This is a genomic window from Hyphococcus luteus, from assembly GCF_002943565.1.
Taxonomy (GTDB): domain Bacteria; phylum Pseudomonadota; class Alphaproteobacteria; order Caulobacterales; family Parvularculaceae; genus Hyphococcus; species Hyphococcus luteus.
The window spans coordinates 26,490-47,479 of sequence record NZ_PJCH01000006.1 but is presented as its reverse complement, the minus strand read 5'-3'; the positions used below and the strand labels follow the sequence as shown (position 1 = coordinate 47,479).

At 60.7% G+C, this 20,990-nt stretch carries 22 protein-coding genes; 4 read left to right on the top strand and 18 right to left on the bottom strand.

The window, feature by feature from the left end; genetic code table 11:
• Window positions 1–340: 340 nt before the first annotated feature.
• From CW354_RS10970 to CW354_RS10960, 3 genes are all read right to left on the bottom strand, one after another.
• Complete coding sequence (locus tag CW354_RS10970) at window positions 341–652, bottom strand: transposase (RefSeq protein ID WP_104830133.1); 312 nt, start codon at window positions 650–652, stop codon at window positions 341–343.
• A 576-nt stretch (window positions 653–1,228) separates the two neighbouring features.
• Window positions 1,229–2,086 carry a nucleotidyl transferase AbiEii/AbiGii toxin family protein gene (locus CW354_RS10965; protein ID WP_104830132.1) on the bottom strand — a complete coding sequence of 286 codons (858 nt, stop codon included), beginning with the start codon at window positions 2,084–2,086 and terminating at the stop codon, window positions 1,229–1,231.
• Window positions 2,087–2,099: 13 nt separating this feature from the next.
• Window positions 2,100–2,768, bottom strand: coding sequence for a type IV toxin-antitoxin system AbiEi family antitoxin domain-containing protein (locus tag CW354_RS10960; protein WP_104830131.1), 669 nt, complete (start codon window positions 2,766–2,768; stop codon window positions 2,100–2,102).
• A 222-nt stretch (window positions 2,769–2,990) separates the two neighbouring features.
• Between CW354_RS10960 and CW354_RS10955 the strand changes: the two genes are divergently transcribed.
• The 4 genes from CW354_RS10955 to CW354_RS23080 are packed head-to-tail and all read left to right on the top strand — an operon-like array spanning window position 2,991 to window position 5,824.
• Complete coding sequence (locus CW354_RS10955) at window positions 2,991–3,548, top strand: hypothetical protein (RefSeq protein ID WP_133162280.1); 558 nt, start codon at window positions 2,991–2,993, stop codon at window positions 3,546–3,548.
• Window positions 3,549–3,552: 4 nt separating this feature from the next.
• Entirely contained in the window at window positions 3,553–3,900 is a 348-nt protein-coding gene (locus CW354_RS10950; RefSeq protein WP_104830129.1) for a hypothetical protein, read from the top strand.
• Window positions 3,894–5,015 (top strand): hypothetical protein, encoded by a 1,122-nt coding sequence (locus CW354_RS10945; RefSeq protein ID WP_104830128.1) that lies wholly within the window; start codon window positions 3,894–3,896, stop codon window positions 5,013–5,015. The genes CW354_RS10950 and CW354_RS10945 overlap by 7 nt, the downstream gene beginning before the upstream one ends.
• Before the next feature lie 5 nt (window positions 5,016–5,020).
• Window positions 5,021–5,824 (top strand): hypothetical protein, encoded by an 804-nt coding sequence (locus CW354_RS23080; RefSeq protein WP_133162279.1) that lies wholly within the window; start codon window positions 5,021–5,023, stop codon window positions 5,822–5,824.
• 108 nt (window positions 5,825–5,932) lie between these two features.
• Here CW354_RS23080 and CW354_RS10935 read toward each other — a convergent pair whose 3' ends face one another.
• From CW354_RS10935 to CW354_RS10865, 15 genes are all read right to left on the bottom strand, one after another.
• Window positions 5,933–6,325, bottom strand: coding sequence for a ribbon-helix-helix domain-containing protein (locus tag CW354_RS10935; protein WP_104830126.1), 393 nt, complete (start codon window positions 6,323–6,325; stop codon window positions 5,933–5,935).
• A 6-nt stretch (window positions 6,326–6,331) separates the two neighbouring features.
• On the bottom strand, window positions 6,332–8,290 hold the full coding sequence (locus CW354_RS10930) for a conjugal transfer protein TraG (RefSeq protein WP_104830125.1): 1,959 nt from the start codon (window positions 8,288–8,290) through the stop codon (window positions 6,332–6,334).
• A gap of 275 nt (window positions 8,291–8,565) precedes the next feature.
• Window positions 8,566–9,738 carry a Fic family protein gene (locus tag CW354_RS10925; protein ID WP_104830124.1) on the bottom strand — a complete coding sequence of 391 codons (1,173 nt, stop codon included), beginning with the start codon at window positions 9,736–9,738 and terminating at the stop codon, window positions 8,566–8,568.
• Window positions 9,739–9,835: 97 nt separating this feature from the next.
• Window positions 9,836–11,749, bottom strand: a complete 1,914-nt coding sequence (locus CW354_RS10920; protein WP_104830123.1) for a DUF3363 domain-containing protein — start codon at window positions 11,747–11,749, stop codon at window positions 9,836–9,838.
• A gap of 218 nt (window positions 11,750–11,967) precedes the next feature.
• Window positions 11,968–12,468 (bottom strand): S26 family signal peptidase, encoded by a 501-nt coding sequence (locus CW354_RS10915; protein WP_165793656.1) that lies wholly within the window; start codon window positions 12,466–12,468, stop codon window positions 11,968–11,970.
• On the bottom strand, window positions 12,465–12,731 hold the full coding sequence (locus CW354_RS10910; protein WP_104830221.1) for a helix-turn-helix domain-containing protein: 267 nt from the start codon (window positions 12,729–12,731) through the stop codon (window positions 12,465–12,467). Before CW354_RS10910 ends, CW354_RS10915 begins: the two co-directional genes overlap by 4 nt.
• Window positions 12,732–12,963: 232 nt before the next feature.
• Complete coding sequence (locus tag CW354_RS10905; RefSeq protein WP_165793655.1) at window positions 12,964–13,767, bottom strand: DNA -binding domain-containing protein; 804 nt, start codon at window positions 13,765–13,767, stop codon at window positions 12,964–12,966.
• A 186-nt stretch (window positions 13,768–13,953) separates the two neighbouring features.
• Window positions 13,954–14,274 carry a DUF736 domain-containing protein gene (locus CW354_RS10900; protein ID WP_104830220.1) on the bottom strand — a complete coding sequence of 107 codons (321 nt, stop codon included), beginning with the start codon at window positions 14,272–14,274 and terminating at the stop codon, window positions 13,954–13,956.
• A 473-nt stretch (window positions 14,275–14,747) separates the two neighbouring features.
• Complete coding sequence (locus CW354_RS10895) at window positions 14,748–16,499, bottom strand: ParB/RepB/Spo0J family partition protein (RefSeq protein WP_104830120.1); 1,752 nt, start codon at window positions 16,497–16,499, stop codon at window positions 14,748–14,750.
• A 51-nt stretch (window positions 16,500–16,550) separates the two neighbouring features.
• Window positions 16,551–17,027, bottom strand: coding sequence for a hypothetical protein (locus CW354_RS10890; RefSeq protein WP_104830219.1), 477 nt, complete (start codon window positions 17,025–17,027; stop codon window positions 16,551–16,553).
• A 5-nt stretch (window positions 17,028–17,032) separates the two neighbouring features.
• The gene (locus CW354_RS10885) at window positions 17,033–17,599 is read right to left on the bottom strand and encodes an antirestriction protein ArdA (protein ID WP_104830218.1); all 567 of its coding nucleotides are present in this window, start codon (window positions 17,597–17,599) and stop codon (window positions 17,033–17,035) included.
• Between the two features lie 358 nt (window positions 17,600–17,957).
• On the bottom strand, window positions 17,958–18,464 hold the full coding sequence (locus CW354_RS10880; RefSeq protein ID WP_104830119.1) for an isochorismatase family protein: 507 nt from the start codon (window positions 18,462–18,464) through the stop codon (window positions 17,958–17,960).
• 45 nt (window positions 18,465–18,509) lie between these two features.
• The gene (locus CW354_RS10875; protein WP_133162277.1) at window positions 18,510–19,475 is read right to left on the bottom strand and encodes a helix-turn-helix transcriptional regulator; all 966 of its coding nucleotides are present in this window, start codon (window positions 19,473–19,475) and stop codon (window positions 18,510–18,512) included.
• Complete coding sequence (locus CW354_RS10870) at window positions 19,369–20,328, bottom strand: phytanoyl-CoA dioxygenase family protein (RefSeq protein ID WP_104830117.1); 960 nt, start codon at window positions 20,326–20,328, stop codon at window positions 19,369–19,371. The genes CW354_RS10875 and CW354_RS10870 overlap by 107 nt, the downstream gene beginning before the upstream one ends.
• A gap of 18 nt (window positions 20,329–20,346) precedes the next feature.
• Window positions 20,347–20,964: an acyl-homoserine-lactone synthase gene (locus tag CW354_RS10865; RefSeq protein ID WP_104830116.1), complete on the bottom strand. Its 618-nt coding sequence runs from the start codon at window positions 20,962–20,964 to the stop codon at window positions 20,347–20,349.
• Between the last annotated feature and the right edge of the window lie 26 nt (window positions 20,965–20,990).

Here is a 20,990-nt window from a genome sequence, read left to right as displayed (position 1 = left end):
TCCAATGATGACTATGCTAGGGTTTCTTATAATAAGACAACACTGAAAATGCCGCCAAGCTCCCTTAGTGACCGACGGTGCTGCCTCTGGATTTGCGCGAGTAATGCTGAAACTTGCCAGCCCAAAACGCAATTGGCGGGGGAGTTTCTTTCTACACTATTGAGCGCCAGATTTTCGAGTGTGGGTCACCCAAGCTGGGCGAGCGGCGGCTTGCTTCAGTCGAGAAAAGCGGACATGACCTAGCTGTCGTGAAATATGTCCGCCGGTGATTTCGAGCCTCAAGGGGGGCTATTGTGTCTACGGCGTATGAATTTTACTTGTGCGATCACCGCGTGAGCGTCTAATACCTTCCGCCAGTTCCCCGTTTTGAGTCGCTGACGGTTCGGTGGGCTTTGATAATCGAAGCATCGATGAAGACCAGGCTGTCTTCGCATTCTTCTGCAAGCGCATCGAAAATGCCGTTCCAGACGCCGCGTTCGTCCCATCGCACATAACGATTATAAACCGTCGTTCGAGGACCATAGCGCGCCGGCAAATCCCGGCATGGCGCGTCGGTGCGCAGAATATAGAAGATGTCGTTCAAGGTCTCGCGACCGTTTTGCGCTGCGGACCGCTGCTCTGTTCCGGCAAAAGCGGTTCGACTACCGTCCATTCTTCATCCGACGAATCAAAACGCGCCATACCCGACTCCCTTTCGGGAATTCCTGAATCACGCTTTGCACAAATAATCAGCCTGCTAAATTGGGTTCACACCCTAGTAATGGTAAGACTGCCCTGTTTCTCTGGACCGCCGGCATGACTGACGGACTAGAAGTCCGCCAGTAGCATCCGAAAACTGATGGGTCGAAATCCATTTTGTGTAGCAAATTTAGCGAAAATGCTCCGCCACACCAATGAGAATTGAAAAATATTCAATATTTTCAATATATTAATGGGTGATGGGGTGGCGGAGAGAGAGTCCGCGCTCCGTTAAACTCGGAGCGCACAACCAATTGAAAATAAAGAAAAAAATCTTTGAGTGTGTAGCGGAATGTGTAGCAAAATGTGTAGCAAAAAATCGGCCGCATTAGCGGATTTCTGGAGCGCCCGTTCTCGAAGCAGCAACGTCTACGCGATTCGCCTTTTTATAGGCCTCGCTACGAATATTTCGCGTCGTCAAGGTCCGGAATATCGGCGTCGCCGACCCAGCAAGGTTTAAGACGCCGCTACTACGGTTCTCGCAGCAATTCTAACGAATGTTGCCTATCAGCTTACCGAGCTTGGAGAGAAAAAATCGGCTGCTCCACAGTTCCAGCGATTTCAGTTCTTCCGGCCGCAGGAATCGACGGACGTCATCCTTCGCATCGTTCCAGTTTATCGCTTCAATCGCCCTCGTCAGTTCGCGCTCCAGCCATTCTTTGTCGACTGAAAGTCCGTCCTCCCCGGCCCAGGGACCGAATTGCACAAGCGCCGATTGGAGGTGCGGCAGATTTGGGGTCAAGCTTTTGGAAACGTACCAAGAGAAATCGTACCAATCACGCCCTTTCAAAAACCCCCGGCACAACAATGCGTGGATTTTTAGGGCAAAATTAGAAGGCAGATCCTGATGGCGCACTTCATAGTCGGTCGGGAAGTCCAGATATGTCCACGCATCGCCCGAGTGTGCCGGCGGTTCGACGTCAATCTCCAGCTTGATATTGATTTTCTTATCGGGGTGTCGATCAGCAAACGCCAGCTCTAGCTGGCCTGCTACCGACGTGTCCTTGATAACGGCCGCCCTTATACGCTTATCCATTTCGCCTTTGGGCTTAGCTTCCGGCTTGATGCCAAACGTCTCAAACGTCTCCATCAGATTCGCGAGATAAGGCGACCAGTCAAAGCCTGGGTTCGGTTCCAGCAGCATGAAGTCTAGGTCTTCGGAAAAGCGCGGCAGGCCGTGCAATATCCGCAGGCTGGTTCCACCCTGGAACACGGCCTTGTCGAAAAAGTCAGCCTTCCAGAGACCGTAGAGGGCGACCTCCTGCAGAATTTCCTTGGTCGCGTTTTCTTCTTCCAGTCGATTGGTCGCCCCGTAGGCGCGAAGCTTTTCTCGGATCAGGTCAATCATACACCACGCCTTTTCACACCTTGCCCGCAGATTTCAGCGCCATCACGTCTGCTTCCAGGGCTTGCAGGAAGTTCCGTGCCTTCTGGTGCTTGTAGACGTGACGTAGTCTCGAAAAGTCCGGCTTCCGTAAAGCCTGCAGATGGCTTTGCTCGATGCGCAGGCCTTGCTCCAGCCAGCTCATTCCTTGCCATTCGACCTTTCTGAACGCCACAAGATCCATCAAAGCGCGTAAGGGCTGGGCCACAAGCGCAACCGATGGGCCGAGTTGGATCCGGTCGACGGATTCCAGAAAGCCGTATCGCTCCACCGCGATGGTATGGAAGCTGAAATGACCGAACTGATCAGTCGTGAGCTCAATCGCTTTCGGCTTCGGGGTTACGCTCGCGGTTGAGTACACCGCTTCAGGAATCCAGGAGTGGTAGGAGAGCGCCGATTCAAACGTGACGTAGCTCCCCGGTTGGAGCGCTTGAGCCACGATAAACGGGTGCAATCCTGTCGCTTGCTTTCCGCCGAGCACATAGAGGCCGCGTTTGATCCGTACGAGCGACCGCTGCTTCAGCGCACGGTTCACAAGACCGTAGCGCCGAGCAGCGCCGCCGCCTACGATGCGCGCCAATTGCTTTTCCGAGATCAGCCGATCCCCGAAGCCAGCCTCTTCCAGTGCTTGAACCAGTTTGTTCATAAATATCCCGATACTTCCAAAAAATGAAAGTTTCAAGAAATTTCTGATGTGAGATCGACGTAGAGGCAGGTCCGGAGTCGTCTAAACTAGGCCGCTAAGAACCCCCCGGTTATGGACGAAATGAGCAAAATTTACCACAATATCTAGTATTGAAGCGTTTGAGGCTTGACGCTGCCGCCATAATTTTTTATCTCACTGACATCAAAAAGGAATGGCAGTGCAATGATTGATATGTGGGAGTTCTCGAACCAAGGCGTGCTTTCGGGGGCGATCGAAGGGCGAAATGCCTTTCTGTCGATACTCGGCGAATGCTCGACTCCCCCGAATTCTCCGCGGCCGCTCGTTTTGAATTTTGGCCGCATCGAGCTGGCGACAGCGAGTTTCCTCCGGGAATGCGTGTTTGGCCTCAAAGACCACATGCGCGCGCGGCGCTCGACCTGGTACCCAGTGCTGGCGAACGTCCCGAGTGTCGTCGAAGATGAGCTTGCCATCCTCACCCAAGCTGGCAAGGACGCGTTGATCCTGTGCACTTGCGATCCCGCCGGTGTCATTTCCAATCCGCGCCTGTTTGGCGATCTCGATCCGAAACACCAACGCACATTCGAAATGGTGGCGGAGCGCGGCGAAGCCGACGCGGGTTCGCTTGCGGACGCTTACGGGCGCACAGAGCAGCTTCAGAACACAACGGCATGGAACAACCGGCTTCGCACGCTCGCCGACAGGGGCGTGTTGATGGAGCTTACGAAAGGACGGGCAAAAATTTACCGGCCCGCATGGTGATAGGATGGGTGTTGAGCTTAAGAAGGCCGCGCAAAAAACATTTAAGAAGCATACCGACACCGCTCTGCGGGACGTCGTCAACGGCGATCTCTTCGATCACTCACCTGCGGCGTGTCCGCGACGGTTCCTCGGCAACCCGACAAACGCAAGTTCCCTGAGCGCTGGCGACGATGTGAAACTCGAGTTCGATGGTGATGCGCTGATCGGCACCCGAGGCATCACCAAAGTCCTTGAAGCAAACAACCCACCTCCCGATGTTGTCGAATATGTCCGTCAGCGGAGCGGTTTGGCCCCGGGGACCATCGCAAATGTAAATCCATTGTCTGGCACGGTAGAGATCGACTTATGTTGAAGGACACACTCGGCAATCGCGACAAAAACAGGACCGCTCTGCGCGACCTCGCCCACAACCCTTACCGACGCTCCACCAATCTGTTTTGCCAAGGATGCGCTGACTTCAATCGTTGCGGCGGCATCGCTGCGAAAGAAGGCGCCGGGTATTGCTACAATCACTGCTGCGGCGGCAAGCCAGATTGCGAGACGGTTTGCCGGCAAAATCCGAATTTTGATGCGCAGATCCGCGAAATCGGCGGGTTTGATTTTGGCAACATTCCGCACTCGGCTCCCTTGCGGGCTCCGGCGCTTCGAGGCGCCGCGCCACTGATTTTGCATGGCAAGCGGAGAACGGGGCTGTTGATCGCGCCGATCGTCGCAATAAAGCTACGTGATCTCGTAAATTTGCGGACGGGTACGCTCAAGTACGCAGACCGTTCAGCCCTTGCGAGCGCATTCAAGATAAGAGCAGATTCTCACCTCGTCATCACCGGCATCGAACAAGAGCATTTTGTCGAGCCTTGGTGGAGCCTCGGTCGAAAAGCCCGGGCGCCTCTTCTCAAGGAAATTGCGGCTATGGGGATCGCTCTGGTCACTCCCCCCAATTTCAGTCTTTTCAATGATGTCCCGAGGACAAGCAACTTTAGCGCCTTGAAGCGCATCGGGATGGTGCAAGCGGAATTCAACGTCGCTGGCATTCCTTGCTCGCTGCATCCGCATATACGCAATGAAACAGATTCCGCTCGTTGGGTGGCGTATGTTGCCGAACGACCGGAAATAAAGTCGATCGCATACGAATTTTCGACGGGTGCTGGGAGGTATCCGGTCAAGGATATGCACATCGAGCATCTGACGCGCCTCGCCCAACAATCCGGCCGTCCGCTGGACCTTGTTATTCGCGGCGACCAGCGCATTTTGCCGATACTTCGCGGCGTCTATCGAAACGTACTCTATATCGATACGAATGCGTTCATGAAGACCATGCATCGGCAATCGGCAATTCGATCAGGGAACGCCGGATTGGATTGGGTGTCTCAAAGAACGCCGGAAGGAGCTCACCTCGACGATTTGCTCCAACACAATGTCGATGAAGTGACATTCGCAACCCGTCACCATTTGGCGCGCGCGGCCTGATTGAAGTGACGCAAGAACCCATTGAACTTGACTTCAAGTCACTTGACGATTTGGCGCTTGGAGTCGCGCTCAATCGCGTGTCCTCATACAGTCTGCCTGAAATTTCTTTAAATCGTCTAGGGCCTATCATTGAAGGTCTTTCGGTTTCAGAGAACTGGCAGTCTCCATTGTGGGAGCGCCCCAGCCTGAAAAGCGGACGCTTTTCAGGGCTTGTGAACGACACAATCAATGGGAAGACCCGTACACAGATGTCGGGCGCGCCTTTGGGATGGATATGTGCCGATCAGATTTTCAATAACGGCGGTTGGACGGGGTTTCAGATTCGGATTTCTGCCGCGATGAATGCCGGCGGCTTTGACACAAGGACCAAAAACGGTGTTGTCGCAATGTTAGGCGAGTTTCGCTCGAATATCGCAGAACACGCAGGTTCATTTGCTGGCAGCGTTGTCGCATTCTGCATGGACGATTCTATCCTCGAAGTCGTCGTCGCAGATCGCGGACGGGGTGTTCTCCAAAGCTTGCGCGACAATCCAAAATTTGCTGATCTCGACGATGCCGGACAGGCGTTGCGGCTGGCCGTATCCGAGGGAGTGTCCAGACATGCCGATTCCTGTCGCGGTCACGGATTCACGCCGTTGTTCAAAGGGCTGGCGAACCGCTTCTCCCATATTCGCCTTCGATCCGGTAACCATGCATTAGAAGTGTTCCAAACAAGCGAAGAAAAGCCGATGGAACGGATTTCTCAAAAGGCGGAGAATCCTGGCCTCTTCGTCTATGCTCGCTTCGATAGATCCAAGCCAATTGCTTAATAGCGTTGCTTCCGATCGCTCCATCTCTGCGGGTATTGAGCGCGCATAAGCTATATGAGGCATATGCGAGGCGGGTACATACTGCGAATATCAAAAGTCTGGAGCTTTCTAAATGCGTGGTTTGAAGTACGACTCCGGTAACGCGACTTTCTTCGCCACCTGATCGATAAAATGATCAAACCGCCGCTTGCCAAGCGCATGCGCGGCATCTCTTTCGCCGTCGGACGGCGGCTCGGTACGGGTCAGCCAGTACAGGACGTAGTGGCAGAAAGCCTCGAAGGTGAACGATACCTCCCGTTCGATTGCAGACTGGCGCAAGTCGAAGGCGTCTAGGCGTTTGAGAAGGCGCGCCTCCAGCGTGGCTTTCGAGTCCGGATTGAACCAGGCGCGCAACGCCTGCTCAACGATACGCGCCCGTGACACGCCTGATCTATCGGCCTCTTCACAGAGCTGTGCATAAAGATTTGTCGGAAGCCGGACGTGAACGCGCGCTTTCGTCATGGCGCATCAGAAATCCGGCAGAAAATCAGAATCGCCCTGATCGAGCCCGGCGGCGCGCCGGACGGCGTCGAAATGCTTGTCGCCCACGGGGTCGGCCGGCTCGTCCGCTTCTAACTCCGGCGTTGGCTCGGGCGTGCGATGCGGCGTGGCGGGGTCGAGCGGCTGCTCCGGCTCCTGAACAAGTTTGCATTCCGGGCCGTTCCTCATCCCCTGGCCGTCAGGACCGCTGTCATCATCTGGTCCTTTGGCGCCGGTCCAGACTGGCGGTTCGCCATCGTCTTCGCGTGGCTGGCTCGGCGCTTCGGGCAGGACGCGGCTCGTGAAGTTCCGGTCTTCGTAATAGCGCAGCTTCTTGGCGCGAACGGGCGGCGAACCGGAAGCAAGAACAATCTCGTCTTCCGGAGGGAGCTGCATTACCTCGCCGGGCGTGATGAGAGCGCGCTGGGTTTCCTGGCGCGACACCATCATATGGCTGAGCCACGGCGCCAGCCGGTGGCCGGTGAAGTTCTTCTGCGCGCGCAATTCGGTGGTCGTGCCAATGGCGTCAGAAACGCGCTTTGCGGTGCGTTCGTCATTGGTGGCGAAAGCGACGCGCACATGGCAATTATCGAGGATCGAATTGTTCGGCCCGTATGCTTTTTCGATCTGGTTTAGGGACTGCGCGATCAGGAAGGACCGGATGCCATAGCCTGCCATGAAGGCGAGGGCGCTTTCAAAGAAATCGAGCCGGCCGAGCGCCGGAAACTCATCCAGCATCAACAGTAATTTCCGGTGCGACGGTCCCGGCAACTCCTCGGTGAGGCGCCGGCCGATCTGATTAAGGATGAGGCGCATCAACGGTTTTGTGCGCGAGAGGTCCGACGGCGGCACGACGAGATAGAGCGAAACCGGCTGTTTCGCCGTCATCAGATCCTCAATCCGCCAGTCAGACCGGCTGGTGACGTCGGCGATGACCGGATCGCGATAGAGCGATAGGAAGCTCATGGCGGTGGAGAGCACGCCGGAGCGTTCGTTTTCGGACTTGTTGAGGAGTTCGCGCGCCGCCTGAGCGACGATAGGGTGGACGCCGGCGGCGCCGAGATGCGGCGTCGTCATCATGGCGCGCAAGGTGGCGGCGAAAGTCCGGTCCGGATCCGACAGGAGCCGTGCGCATCCGGCGAGCGTCGTGTCCTTTTCGGCGTAGAGCACATGCAAGATGACGCCGACCAGCAGCGAGTGTCCGGTCTTCTCCCAATGGTTCCGGCGTTCGAGTGAGCCTTCCGGATCGACGAGAATGTCAGCGATGTTCTGAACATCGCGGACCTCCCGTTCGCCGCGCCGGACGGCCATCAACGGATTGTAGCGGGAGCTGTTCCGGTCTGTCGGATCGAAGCGGATACAGCGTGAGAACGTGGCGCGCCAGCCGGAGGTCAGCTCCCAGTTTTCCCCCTTGATGTCATGAACCACGGTGCTGCCCGTCCAGGAAAGAAGCGTCGGCACGACAAGCCCCACCCCCTTGCCCGACCGCGTCGGCGCGAACGCCATAACGTGCTCCGGCCCGCCATGCCGGAGATAGCGGCCTTCCCATTGGCCTAGAAAGACGCCGTTGTCGTCGAACAATCCGCCTTTCCGGATATCCGATGCTGTCGCCCAGCGCGCCGAGCCATAGGTGGTGACATTCTGCTCATGCCGGCTGCGCAGGATCGAGCCGATGATTGCGGCCAGAATGCCCAGTCCTGCGCCGCTGATCGTGATCAGCCCGCCGCGCGCGAAGACGTTCGGCGCATAGGCATCATACGCGTACCACCACTGGAACAATCTCCAGGGTTTGTAGACCGGATAGCCGGACAGCTCGAACCAGGGCGCGCCAAGCACCGCCTGATACTGAAGCGCCTCCGCAGTCAGTTGCGTTGCGATCCAGAGGGCGCCGATGATCAGCGCGAAGACGATGAAGATCTGGCCGATGAGAATGCGTGTTCCGGTCATAAGTCGCTCCTGAAGTCTGGTTGCGGGCTTCAGAAGGGTCGCGCCTGCGCGCGCGCGAGCCTAGTTGGACGGGAGGCAATTTCCGGCAATGGCGGACAATGCGGCGGCAATCTGCAACATATCGTGGCCGCCTGCTATGACGCGCATGACCGCCGCTTGAGCCGATGCATGTGAAAACGCAAAGCGAGCAATTTTGCATGAAGGCGCGATAGCTTGTCGCAAGCGGACTGCGCTGCGTTTGCCGCGCATTCCCCGAATGCGCCTGAAGGTGCGATTCAGGTTTTCTGCTTGCTTCCCGCTTTTGGTGCGGTCCTTTTTGGAGAACGCTCTTGCGCTTTGGCGCGCACGTCGAAAGGCAACCAATAGCGTGTGCTTCTACCGCCTCCGGTGACGATCAGGGCTTTCATTTCCGCCAATGCCTGGAGGTCGCGTGTCGCGGACGGTTTGGACGTCTTCGCGATGGAAACATATTTATTCGCGCTCATGCCGCCTTCAAAGCCTTTGGGGCCTTCGTCCAGCATGCGGCGGATAACGCGCGTCTGGCGCTTATTGAGCTTGTCCTTGAACATATCGAAGAACTTCACCTTTTGAAGCGTGAAGTCGATCTGCTCTTCAGCATCCTGTTGCGCCTGGAGGCAGACGCTCAGGAAGTATCTGATCCAGTCTGTCGTTTCATTCGTTCGCTGAGCCGATTTCAGCGCATCATAATAGGCGTTCCGGTCCGACTCGATGGCTTTGGAGAGGCTGAGCAGGACCGGCCGCCCGAGTCCTTGCGACAAAGCCTTTTCCGAGATCGTTCGTCCAATGCGGCCGTTTCCGTCTTCAAACGGATGAACGCTTTCAAAATAAAGATGTGCAAGGGCGGATCGTATCGGCGCCTGTTTGATTGGCTTATCGCCGCCCGGCGCCGTCGCGTTGAACCAATCGACGAACCGGGCCATCATTTTCGGCACGTCTGCAGATGGCGGGGCCTCATAATGGACCGTCTCACGTCCGATCGCGCCGGAAACGACCTGCATCGGCTCTTCATGCGTTCGCCAGGCGCCAGCAGAGATTCTGCGATTTCCACGCATCAACATCCGGTGCCAATCAAAGAGCATGCCTTCTGTGAGCGGCGAGGCGAATTCTCGTCTTACAGCAACCATCAGCTCGGCCACGCCGGCCGCGCGGGCGTCACGCGCCGGCGGCGCATCGGTCAGGCCGAGATTGCGCCGGATGGATGACATCACATCGGCGCGGCTAAGATACTCGCCTTCGATCTCGGATGTCTTTATGGCCTCCGAAACCATCACCTCGATGAGCGTCTCGACTTGCGTCCCCTCCGGCAAAGCCTCAAGAACGCCGCTGACACGTCCGACGCGCCCTTCGAACGCCGTCAATTCATCGAGAAACGCCGAGATGTCGTAGGTGAACTTGGTCCAATCCGGTTGCTGCCAATTATAGGTCATGAGCTGATTAGAACACACATTCGGCTCAATATCACGTAAAAACTGAGCCGAATGTTGTGATTATTCGGCTCAGTTCGCGAACATGGCCGCTCGACGCTCAGCGGGACAAGCCGCGCTGCCGCTCCGGCCCTATCGTCCAGCCGATGCCGCGGGCTGTGCATTCAATGGTCATGTCCCGCCCGATCTGACGCCCGAGGCTGTTGCGCCACGGGACCATGACGAAGGCTTTCTCATTGCCGATGATCGCCATCCTGCCTTGCGCCAGATTGACATGGCCCTCTAGCCGTCCGCCGAAGCGGTCGCCGATCTGCATCGAAACCGCCTGACGTCCCGAGGCGGACGCCTGCCGCGCCTCCGCATCCTGAAGCTCGGTGCGGCGCAGCTCGGCGCGCTGGCTTTCAGAGAGGCTGTCGGAGCCCGGCGCCAGCAGGCCTTCGCGGCGCAGGTAGGCGAGGCGCGCGGCGCGCTGCGTTGCGAGACCCGGATGGTTGGCGGCGCGACTGTCGAGCCAGGTGTCGGCCGTAAGGTCCGCCTGCCGGTCGAGCGACATCCAGGAAAGGGTTCTGAGCCTCAAGCCGCGCGCGCGTTGCTCCTCATAGGCCGACGCCCGTTCAAGGAAGTCTTCTGGCAACTTCCAGGCGCCATCGGCGGTGCGCTCGACAAGGCTTGCCCGCCGCAAGGCTTCGAGCCTGCGCTTGTGCGCCAGCCGATACTCGTTTGTGGAGCCCGGATCGGCTTCTGCATGCAGGGACTCCGACCATATGCCGCCATTGCGTTCCGCGATCTCTGCAATTGTCCTGTCGGCCCCGCGTGGTTCGGGTTTGCTGCGACTCACTTCGACCACGGCGCCGGCGGGCGGCGCATTCGCCTGGTCGATGGCGGCGGCCGGCACATGCCAGGCGCGGCCGTCGAAGTCCTCGACCAGCAGAAACCGCGTATCGCGCAATTCATCTTCGGGGCCGCTGGCGAGGACGACGCCGATCAGCGGCGCGGCGTCCGCCGCCAGGGTCTCTGCGTAGCGGAACTCTCTGCGCTGTCCGTGCTGGCGCGCGAGCGTCCGGATGATGTCGCCGCACCGCCCCATGTCACGAAGCGTTTCGGACCATCCTGTTTTCATCGTCCACTCGTCCGGTCCGGCGGGCCCGGCGAGGCGCAGCGTTTTGAGATGGCTGAGGCGCGCCAGCGCGAGATGACGATTGAACCGGTCTGCTTGCGTTTGCGCGCGCGCGACGACGATCCTTCCATCGCTCATGGCGCGCTCCAGTTCCCGGTCGATGCTCGTGAACCGATCCTTGCCGATTTCGCTGTGACGCGCGCGCAGGATTTCAAGATAGCGGCGAGGGCCGAGTCGCCCGGTGACGATGTCCTCGGCCGCCTCCCGGAGCCCGTGCATGAGATAGTCTCTGGCGATCACCACATCCTTCATGCGCGCATCCCTGCCGCGGACGACAATATGCGTATGAGGATGGCCTGTATTATGGTGATCGACGGCGATCCAGTCGAGCCGGCGTCCCGTATCTTTCTCCACCTGCGCCATGAACTCCCGGATCGCGGGTTTGAGATCGCCGAGCGCCGCGCCGTCCTCGGGCGAAACGATGATGCGGAATTGATGGCGGTCCTGTTCGCTGCGCTCCAGGAATTTTTTCGGATCGAGACCTTCGCGTTCGCGGTCATAAAGACGCCCGCCTTCTCCGTCGCGATCGACGCCGTCGCGCCGCAGATAACCGACATGGGCGCGGTAGAGGCCGGGACCGGTTTTTCCGGCGCGGGCGATATGCACTTTGACGACGACGCGGCGCAGGCGCTGGCGGGCGAGATGCCGGCTGGTGCGCGCCCGTGTTCTCGCCGCGCCGCCGGCGCCGTAGCGCTTGCCCGTGAACGCCCCTTTCGTTCCCGACTTTTTGAGCCGCGCGACGGCGCGCCTGAGCTGGGTCTGCACGCGCTTGCCGCCGGCCTTGCCGACATCCCGGATGCGTCCCAGACGCGGCGTAAAGTCGTCCGGGCCCGTCATGTCTCGAAAATCGGCGCATGGCGCCACCTGGTTCCAACAAATACAAGGTCGTGCCGGAAAAAGTGGCGCCGCAACCCTGTGCCACAGGCGCCAGAAAATAGATGTGCAGACAAGGCGCTGCCCATGGGGTGGCGCCACAGCTTTAATCTCGCCCTACCGGGTCCGCTTTCCCGCCGCTTGCCGGTCGTTGCAGCGCCTTGCATGAGCTTGCCGCCCTGTCAGTCCGAAAGAATGAAAAGGGGAACGGCGACTCCGTCCACATCGTTGATATGGGTCGCGCCGAAATACCGTCCGTCGAGCGAGCGCGGATGTTCGTTCAATAAAAAGATTTCGTTTTCCCGGAGAGTAATGCATCCGCGCCAGACGGGCATTTTCTGGCCGACTTGATCGGCGCCAAGCGCCGTCGCGACACGTATTCCGTCGATGAAAATGTCGAGATCGTCGCGGCAGATTTCAGCGCCGGGAAGGGCCGCGACGCATTTCAGGAGCGGCCAGTTTTCTCCGATATAGCCTCGATTGAACGCCCATCTCGCCGCCTCGCTTTTGGCCGACACCGCGACGAGGCGGCCAGGGGCGACGGGTTCGCCGCTTAGCCGATAAAGCCCGATGGGCGCCGAGCCGGTGCGGTTCCAGATCAACCAATCGGTCTTTTGGAGGATGAGGCCTCCGCCCGCCATCGCAATGCCGGCGAGCGCGGCGGCGATCGGCGCCCGTTTCATTTGTCGGGTCCGGCGCGCTGGGAGGTGGACTTGAATCTGTCTCGCCGGGACCATCTGATGAGGCTGCGCTTCGTATAAAAAACGCGCGATCCGTGCTTGCGGTAAATCGGTCCGCGCCCTTCGCATCGATAATGGTTGAGCGTCGTTTTTCCCATGCGAAGCAGCTTTGCGGCCTCTTCGACGGTGAAAAGAGCGTCGAGGTCGTCATCATTGTCGAGCGTCGGATTTTTGTCTTCGCCCTTGCCGTTCCGCTTGTCCGTCATTTCATCAACTCCAGTGAACTGTTGGAAAGCGATGGAGCTGAAGCGACCGGGCGCGCCAGCGCTTATGCTTCGCCGGGCTTCAGAAAAGGAATGTTCGCCGTCCGCGTTTCTTAAGGTTCGCAACGCCCCATCTCGCTCTTTCGGGGACCATGCGAGCGATTGTGCAGGCTGGCGCGCGGGGCTGGCAGGTTCGATTTCGCGCGCGCCGAAACCGAACCGCTCCGGCGGCGGCTTAAAGGAGCCTGCGATAGCCGGATGTCATGAGCGCGAGGCCTTTATCGACCAGTCTCTTGGTGCGCTGCTTATAGGAATGGATCCCGTTTTCCCAATCGTCTTTCACGACTTCCGCTCCGTAGATCGCTTCGGCGATCTGTCTTCGCGAGAGTCGGGCAAGCGCGCCATCGAGCGCGATGAGGGCGTCCCGAAGTTTTTGAGGGCTTGCGCCGCGCGGGGGTGTTCTTCTTGTCGCGAGACCGCGGCACACCCGTCCGAATTCTTTCAGATGGCGCAGGCTTTCCGCCGCCAGCTGATCGGCGCCCAGCGTCAAGGAAAAGAGCGCCGATTGCGGGATGAGCGCGCCGTCGCCGTTAAGGGCGATCTGCGCCATATAGCCGGTCGCCCGGATGACGAGCTTGTCGCGACGCCCGGGAGCGACAAGGAAGATTTTTTCGCCGGGAAGGTCGGTCCAGTGAAAACGCCTTGCGCCGTTTATCCCGGACATTTCCGCATCGATCGCCGCCTCGAAGCGCGCCGACATCGTCTCCGGCAGCCAGAACGGCGCCGCGTCGAATGCGGAAAGCGACGGGTCCGGAATGAAATGCAGGCCGAAATGTTCGGCGACATGGCAACGCTGGGTGAGGCGGTAGATTGTCGAGCCGTCGGCGCGTGTTGCAGCGCGGGCGATAACGGCGCCTGCGCGCCGGCGCGCGAAGCGCAGGGCCGGATCGCGGCGCTTGAACTCCCACGCCCAGCCGGAGCAGGGGAGCGACAAGAGCCGGTCATAGGCGTCCGCCTTGAAGCGACAGGGCCCCCGCATGGCGTCAACTCCCCTGTTCGAAACGGGCGAGAAGAATGCGGTTCGCATGCCCGGCGACCCGCGGGAATCGCCCTTTAATCCGCCTAAAGACCGTTCAAGTTTCAGGCCAAACTGGCTTTTCTTAACGATAAAAACCGCCCGGACCCTGCGGGGTCCGGGCGATCCCGGCAGTGAGCGGACGAGCGCCTAGTCTCTGGCGTTCCAGAGGATGACGTGGCGTCCGTCAGCGTCTTTGACGGGCGCGAGGTTCGCATAGATCCTGCGGCCGAACGCCGGGTCCGCGAGGGTCAGCGATACATAGGCCCGCCCCGAAGATTTGGCCGTTCTGATCCAGCCGCCGCCGATATCGGCGCCCCGGCGACCGGCATAGACCCGGTAATCGGGTTGTGCGTCGGTTTCCTTTTCCGCGTTCTTCACGATGCGGATCGGCGCCGTGAGGCTCATCAGGGCGAGCGTGCCTTCAAAGCCGGTCTCCGTTTCGTTCACATATCCAAGTGCGTTGGCCATTTTCATATCTCCGTTTGGTTTCATCTCCGGGGCCCCATGCCCCGTCGACGCCGGACCGCAAGGACCGGGCGGCGGCGGCGTCGAACCCTCGAAGAAAATCAAACAAAGACTCGATGGGCGAAGCGTCAGCGGAGCACCGGACCGCGCGAAAAATTTGTATCGCGAGGAAGGCGGCGAAGCTGCCGGGGAAATTTATTGCGCGGTCCGGTTTTGACGGCGCCGTCCCCGGTCCAGGTCCATCAAGGCGCGACGGGACATGGGGCGCGGGTATGATACGCGCCAATGGAGAGGAAAGTCCGGCGCCGCTGTGCGTTATGTGAACCGGGGTCTAGCGTCGAAGATCACAGGCCCGGCGGGATTTGGGCATTTTCGCGTTGGTGAAGCTGCGTCGCGACAAGGAAAACCGCCCGGCCGAAACCGGGCGGTCCTCACGCCGCCGGTCCGGAGGCGCGACACCGGCGGCGGTGATCCGGTCAGGCGGCCTCTTTCGCCGGGGCGGGCGCGTCGCTCGCCTCGAAGAGGCTCGCGATCCGGTCCCATTGATCGGCGGGCGGCGATCCCGCTCCGTCTATGAGGCGGCGGGGCGGCGTCTGCATCCATGCGGGGAGCCAAGCGCTCTGCGCCTCGTCGTCGCTGAGCTTGAGCCGGTCGCGGATGACGGCTTTTTGCGCGTTCGCCGTATCGGTTAGGACGGCCTTCGCGGCGGTCTCGCCCGCGATATGGCAAACCATGGCGTTGATGGCGCGTTTGTCGCGCAGGAGGTCGAAAAAGGCCTCGTCCGGCTTCCACCAGTCGCCAAGCTTGGCGCCCGTCACATGGAGCGCCGCCTCCACGGCGGCGGAACCTGCGTCCAGGGTTTCGGCCATGACGATGGCGGCGACGCTTTCAACCTCATCGCCGGTCATCTTCATGAGCGCCGCGAAGAATGCGCAAAGGCGCCAGTCGTCGCCATTGGGATCGACGCCTTCGAAGGCGAGCCCATATTCCGAAAAGAGGTCCGCGACGGCGACGCGGCGCTCCTCGACGCTTGCGGCGGCCGCGCCGGTTTCGACGCTTTCGCGCGTCGCCTCCTTGCCCGTGCGGCATTGATGAGGGCGCAGCTGCCAGAGCGGCGATCCCGCGAGAGCGTGGGCGATCATCAGCCGCAGGGCGACGCCGGGGGAGGCGACAAGTTCGGCGCGCGCCGCCGCATGGCGATGCAGCGCTACATACTCCGCGACGGGCGCCGACATTTCCGGGCGAATGGGCGCCGGGCCGCTCGATTCCCCAGTGTCCGCGCCGTTTAATTTGCGCGCTTCAGCGCCGGTCACATAGCCCTCGTGAAACGTCACGCTTCCGTCATGGCGGATTTCAACGAAGACGCGTCCGCCTTTGGTGCGCGGGCGCTTTTCGTAATCCCACGAATGAAAGAACGCGCCGCGCTCCATGATGGTCACGTCGCGCCAGCCTTTTTCGCGACAGGCGTCGAGGCGCTCTGATATCGCGCGGGACTGCGCTTCCCAGAAGGCGTCGGCGGACGCGAAGACCCCGAAATCGCCAAACAGGTCGCTCGCGATCTCGCCCTTATAGTCCGCGAGATCGAACAGCGCCTTGTCGGTGGTGATCGCCGCGCCGCCCGCGATCCACGCCCGGCACTGGCGGCCCATGGGCGCGCGTTCGTTTTCGCCCTGCCAGAGGCGCAGCCATTCTTCCTGTTGCGCCTTCGAGCCAAGGGTGAGCGCGCGGATGGTCGATGCGTCGATCTCGTCGGCGGCATAAAGCTTGCGGATGCCGGGGGCGAGACCGCCAAGCGCTAAAATGCGTTTCACGTCGCGTTCATCGACGCCGAAATAGTCTGCAATCTCCGGCGCGCCGCGGCCCTTTTTGGCGAGGCTGGCGAACGCTTCATATTGCTGCATCTCGCTCGGCGTTTCGACCCCGACATTTTCGATGATCGAGGCTTCGAGAGCGGCGGCGTCATCGTCCGGCTGCATGATGACGCAGGGCGCCTCCTGCAGCGTTTGCGTTTCCTTTTGCTTGCGCTTGAGCGCAAAGAGACGGCGGCGCCCGGCGACGACGCCCCAGCTTTCGCCTTCACGGCGGACAAGCATCGGTTTCAGGACGCCGGATTTCAAAACGGACGGGTAGATGTCGTCGATTTCGGGCGCCTTGCGTCCGTGGCGCATATTGAGTTTCGAGACGTGCATCTCGTCGATGGGCAGATATTTGAGCGGTCTCTTGCTCATGGGTCGGCCTCCTTCGGTTGGTTGGCGGAAAAATGAAACCGGCGCGCGGCGTCAGCCGCGCGCCGCCGTTTGGATATGTCCGGCGCACAGACGCGCGAGCGTTGCGTGCGCTTCGGTTAAAGCTTCGGGAAGCAGCTCATTTGCGACGTCTGTGAGATAGGAGTTGTCGGCGCCGGGGTAATTCGCCTCGACGCCCCACAGGGTCGCGGCGTGCTCGCAAAGGGTGACGCCTTCGCGCGAGACAGAAAGCACGATCCCGCAATAGAACCATTCGTCCTCGCGCCATGCGGCCATGATGGTTTCGGCTTTCGTGCGCGCCTCGGCGAGACGCTGGCGCCAGTTGGGACCGGGACCGATGAATCCCGGATCGCCGATATATTCGGATGGCCAGAAGCCGTCCTGGCGCTCGTCCGGCGCGTCGGGACTGTCGTCGCGAAGGATGCGGGCGGCGATATCGAAGCCGTCAACCTCGCAAGTGATGGCGTCGCCTTCGCAGACAAAGACGCCGAATTTTTCGGTGAAGGTCATGGCGGTCACCGCGCCCAGAAAATGTGGACTTCCTCGAAGCCCGTTTCGATGGTGAAGACGTCCCCATTGAGTTCAATGTCGCGGCCCATGGCCTCATAGTCGATATAGAGGGCGAGGCTATCGGGAATGGTGACGCCCGTCTGCTCGGTGAAGTCGTAAGCGAAATCCTCAAGGCTTTTATATTCGCCTGCATAGTCTTCGAAGGCGGCGCGCGCCTCGTCGAGATCGCCGCAGAAATGCGCGACGAGTTTCCCGCCGAGCGCGCCATGCTCCTCGATAAATGCGGCCAGGTCGCAGACCTGATCGAACCCCGCATATTCGGAAATTTCGGCGCCTTCGAATCCTTCATAATCGTGGATCGCCCATTCCTCGGCGTCCGGCTCCGGGCTCGCCGACAGCATGGCGGCGACTTGCGCCCGGATTTCGTCCGGGTCCGTCACATCGATCCAGCGTCCGTGGAGGACGCCCGCATTGTAGCTTGCAAGACAGGCCACGTAGATGCGCGGGACATGGTCCCGCGCATGGGGCGCCGGGTTCTCCGCTGGCGTTCCCGTTTCCGTTTCTTCGCACATCATTCGCCTCCATCTCCTCCCGCACCAGTTTCCCCGGCAGGCGGGGGTGGGCGGCGGAAGGGAGGGGCGGCGCGAGGGCGTCAGCCGGGCGGGCAAGGGGCTCCAGGTAGGAGGCTTCAAGACATTCAAAGAAAAAAGATCCCGGCCCCTTGCGCGGCCGGCGCCCTCGCGCAGAACCGCCCGCCGCCCACCCCCGACTGCCTGGGGAAACGAATCGAAAGAATGCCGGCGCGCTTTTGCGCGCCGTCCGTATCCGGACCAAGGGTCCGGCCGCGCCAGGGATCGTCACCGGACGGCGAAGACGGCCCAATAAGAATTATTGTGGCGGCTTCGGGCGGGCCGATGGCTTATCGGCCGCCTAGAGCCCGGCGGCGCCCTGGCGGCGGGCGCCCAGTTCCAGCACGGCCTTCAGGGACTGACGGGCCTTTTCGTCCTCAACGCGCGAGAGAAGTTCGAGAAGGATCTGGGGCAGGGTGACCACATGGCCGGCGCAAAACCGGATGCGTTCGTGAAAGACGGCTTCGCGCTGCGGATCGGCCGATCGCACCTGATCGGCGCAAATATAGACGTCATAGCCTTCGAGCAGCATGGTGAGCGCGATCTGCGTGACCGCGCCTTCGAGCAGCGTTCCGAAGAGGATGAGCGACCGGCGTTTCAGGTCTGCAAATTTCGCCATCAGACCGCTATCGACGACAAAGTCGCTTTCAAGACGCAGATCAAGCAGCGGGGCGGAGATGGCGCCGGCGAGGTCGGCCGCCAGCGACCATTGCACCGGCCCGCCGGTCACCGCGAGATCGCGGGCGAGGCGTTCTTCTATGAGGATGACGGCGCAATGCCGCGCGACAAGCATGGGTTCTCCCGCCATTCCAAACGCTCCTGTTGCTGGTCGTTATGTTCTACGGCTCAACGATCACCGGCTCTGCGACTTGTATTCGGACGGCGTGACGCCGACGAAACGCCGGAAGGTTTCCGAAAAATGCCCGTGGCTCGAAAAGCCGAGCGCGTGCGCCACTGTCGTCACCGTTGCTTGGGACTTCGCGAGAAGGTCGCACGCCCTCGCCATGCGGCGCTCGAGCAAATAACGGTGCGGCGCGACGCCCGCCGATGTCCTAAAGGCGCTCGCGAAATGATGAGCGCTCAATCCGGAAACGCCAGCGAGATCATCAAGCGTCACCTCCTCGCCGAGATGGGCTTCGATATACTCCACGACATCGCGCAAGCGGCGCGCGTCGAGACCGGTTCCGCGCGTCCGGGGAGGCTTCGCGCCGGCGTAGTTGCGCAGGAGGTGGACAGCGAGAAAGACCCCGAGAGATTCGAGATAGAGCGGGCCCGACCAGCCGCCGAATTCAAGTTCGAGCCGCAGCTTTGCGATGATCGCATCGATCTCCGGATCGCGCAGGCCGCAGCGAAAGGCGATTTCATGATGTCCGCGAACCCCGGTCTCAGTGCGTCGTTTTCCGATGAAGCCGCCCTCGAACGCGACCGCGAGGATCGTCGGGCGCGCGGCCCAGCGGCAGCAACAGGGGCGACCGGGCGGCGCGATGAGCGCCGAGTTCGGCAGGAGCGGCGCGCTGGTGAGACCGCCGCCGGCGCGCCATTCGAAGTCGAAGGCGCCGCTTTCGACGACCGCGATTGTCAGCTGCGCGGCGCCGAGTTCGACGCCGTCATTGGCGGCGAGACGGCCGCGGCTTAGATGGACGCCCCCAGCGGCGAGGCGGAAGGCGGCCGCGTATCCGGAAGGCGCGTCCGCGTCCGTAAAGTCGACGAGCTCACCCGGCCGCCAGGGATGCGCCGCCTTCATCGCGGACTCCGTCGGATGTTTGAACGGGTGAGGCGCCGGCGCCGAGGCCGGCGTAATATTGGCGCATAAGCTCATGATGCTCCTCCTTCAGCGCATCGGTGAACGGGAGATGGTCCGGGAGCGGATCATCGCCGAGCAGCAGGCTCGGACACTGGCCTTCATAATTGCCGAGGCTCGGAAGATGCTGCCGGTAGCCCACAAGCGCTGCGATCTCGGGCGGGAATTCCCGCGCAACCGGCGGCGGATAGGCGAGCCACTGGTTCTCCCAGGGTTTGAGCCAGCCGAGGCAATAGGAAACGATGAGCCCGCGCCGGGGCGCCGCGCTGCGATTGGCGCCGCCCGAATGAAGGGTGGAGCCGAGAAAGAAACAGGCCGAGCCGCGCGGCATCACCGCCGGTACGGCCTCTTCCTCGGGAAGCATCGCGTCCTGGTCGCCGAGATGGCTTTTCGGCCAAAGGCGCGTCGCGCCGTTTTCGGCGGTGAAGTCGTCTAGCGCCCACATGACGTTGACCATATAGTGCATGGCGCCTTTCGGGCCCGCCCACATGTCCTGATCGCGATGGGGAACCTGCACGGGCGCGCCGGGGTGAATCTCGATCGCTTGCGTCAGATTGAGCTGCAGACACTGACACCAGTCGCCGAGGACGCGCTCTACAAGATTCATGACGGCCGGATGCAAGGCTATGCCTTGCGCGGCGCGCGAGCGCTTCAGGACGGCGCCGAAACGTTTCGTCTCGCCGCCATAGAAGAGGCCGTCGCCGAACGGCGCCGCTGTAAAATGCGGATCGAGTTCAGCGCAGAGCCTGTCGATCGCTTCCGCGTCGAGAAGACGTGGAACGATGAGATACCCGTCGGAAAGAAGCGCCTGCGTTAAGGCGTCTGTCTCGACATTCAAACTGGCCTTGGCGACTGATGCGGCGGTAATCATCGGAGCGGCTCCCAAAATTCAGGCTGCAAGGTCGGACTGGCTCAGAGTGAGGCGCGGCGCGTCGCGCGGACATCGCCAGCCTTCGTCAAGCAGGGCGCGGGTGTTCTCCTCCATGTGGATCTGAACGGCGCCGGCGGCGGCGCCATCGACGGCCTGCGGCAAGCCAAGCGGCGTGCAGCGCCATCCGGCGGACAGGAGCTCGGAAAGAAACGCCATATGGCAGACGGCGGTGTAGCTGGCGACGCCGGCGAGCGCCGCATAATCGATGATCCCGCGCGCCAGAATGTTGCGCGCCGCGATGCGGGTCTTCTTACGCAATGGGAGGCAGAGGCGGGTGATTTCGAGAATATCGCCGCCCCGCGGGACCTCGCCTTCGCAGAGGTCGGAGAAGAGGGTGTCGAGAAGATGCGGCCGGTCGGTGCGCAAGAGGCGCACGGAAGCGACATGGCAGCCGACGTCATCACAGAGCACCAGATAGGTCGCGTTGTCATCGTCGAACGCGTCACGCTCTTCGCCGTTATCGTGGGCGAGGCGCCAGCCGAAAATATCGACAAACATACGCTTGCGGTCGCGATGCATGGATCGCAGGAATTCGGGAAACGCGTCGCGATTGCGCCGGTCGATGAGAAAAAGCATGAAGTCCTCCACGTAGCTTCCCGTGG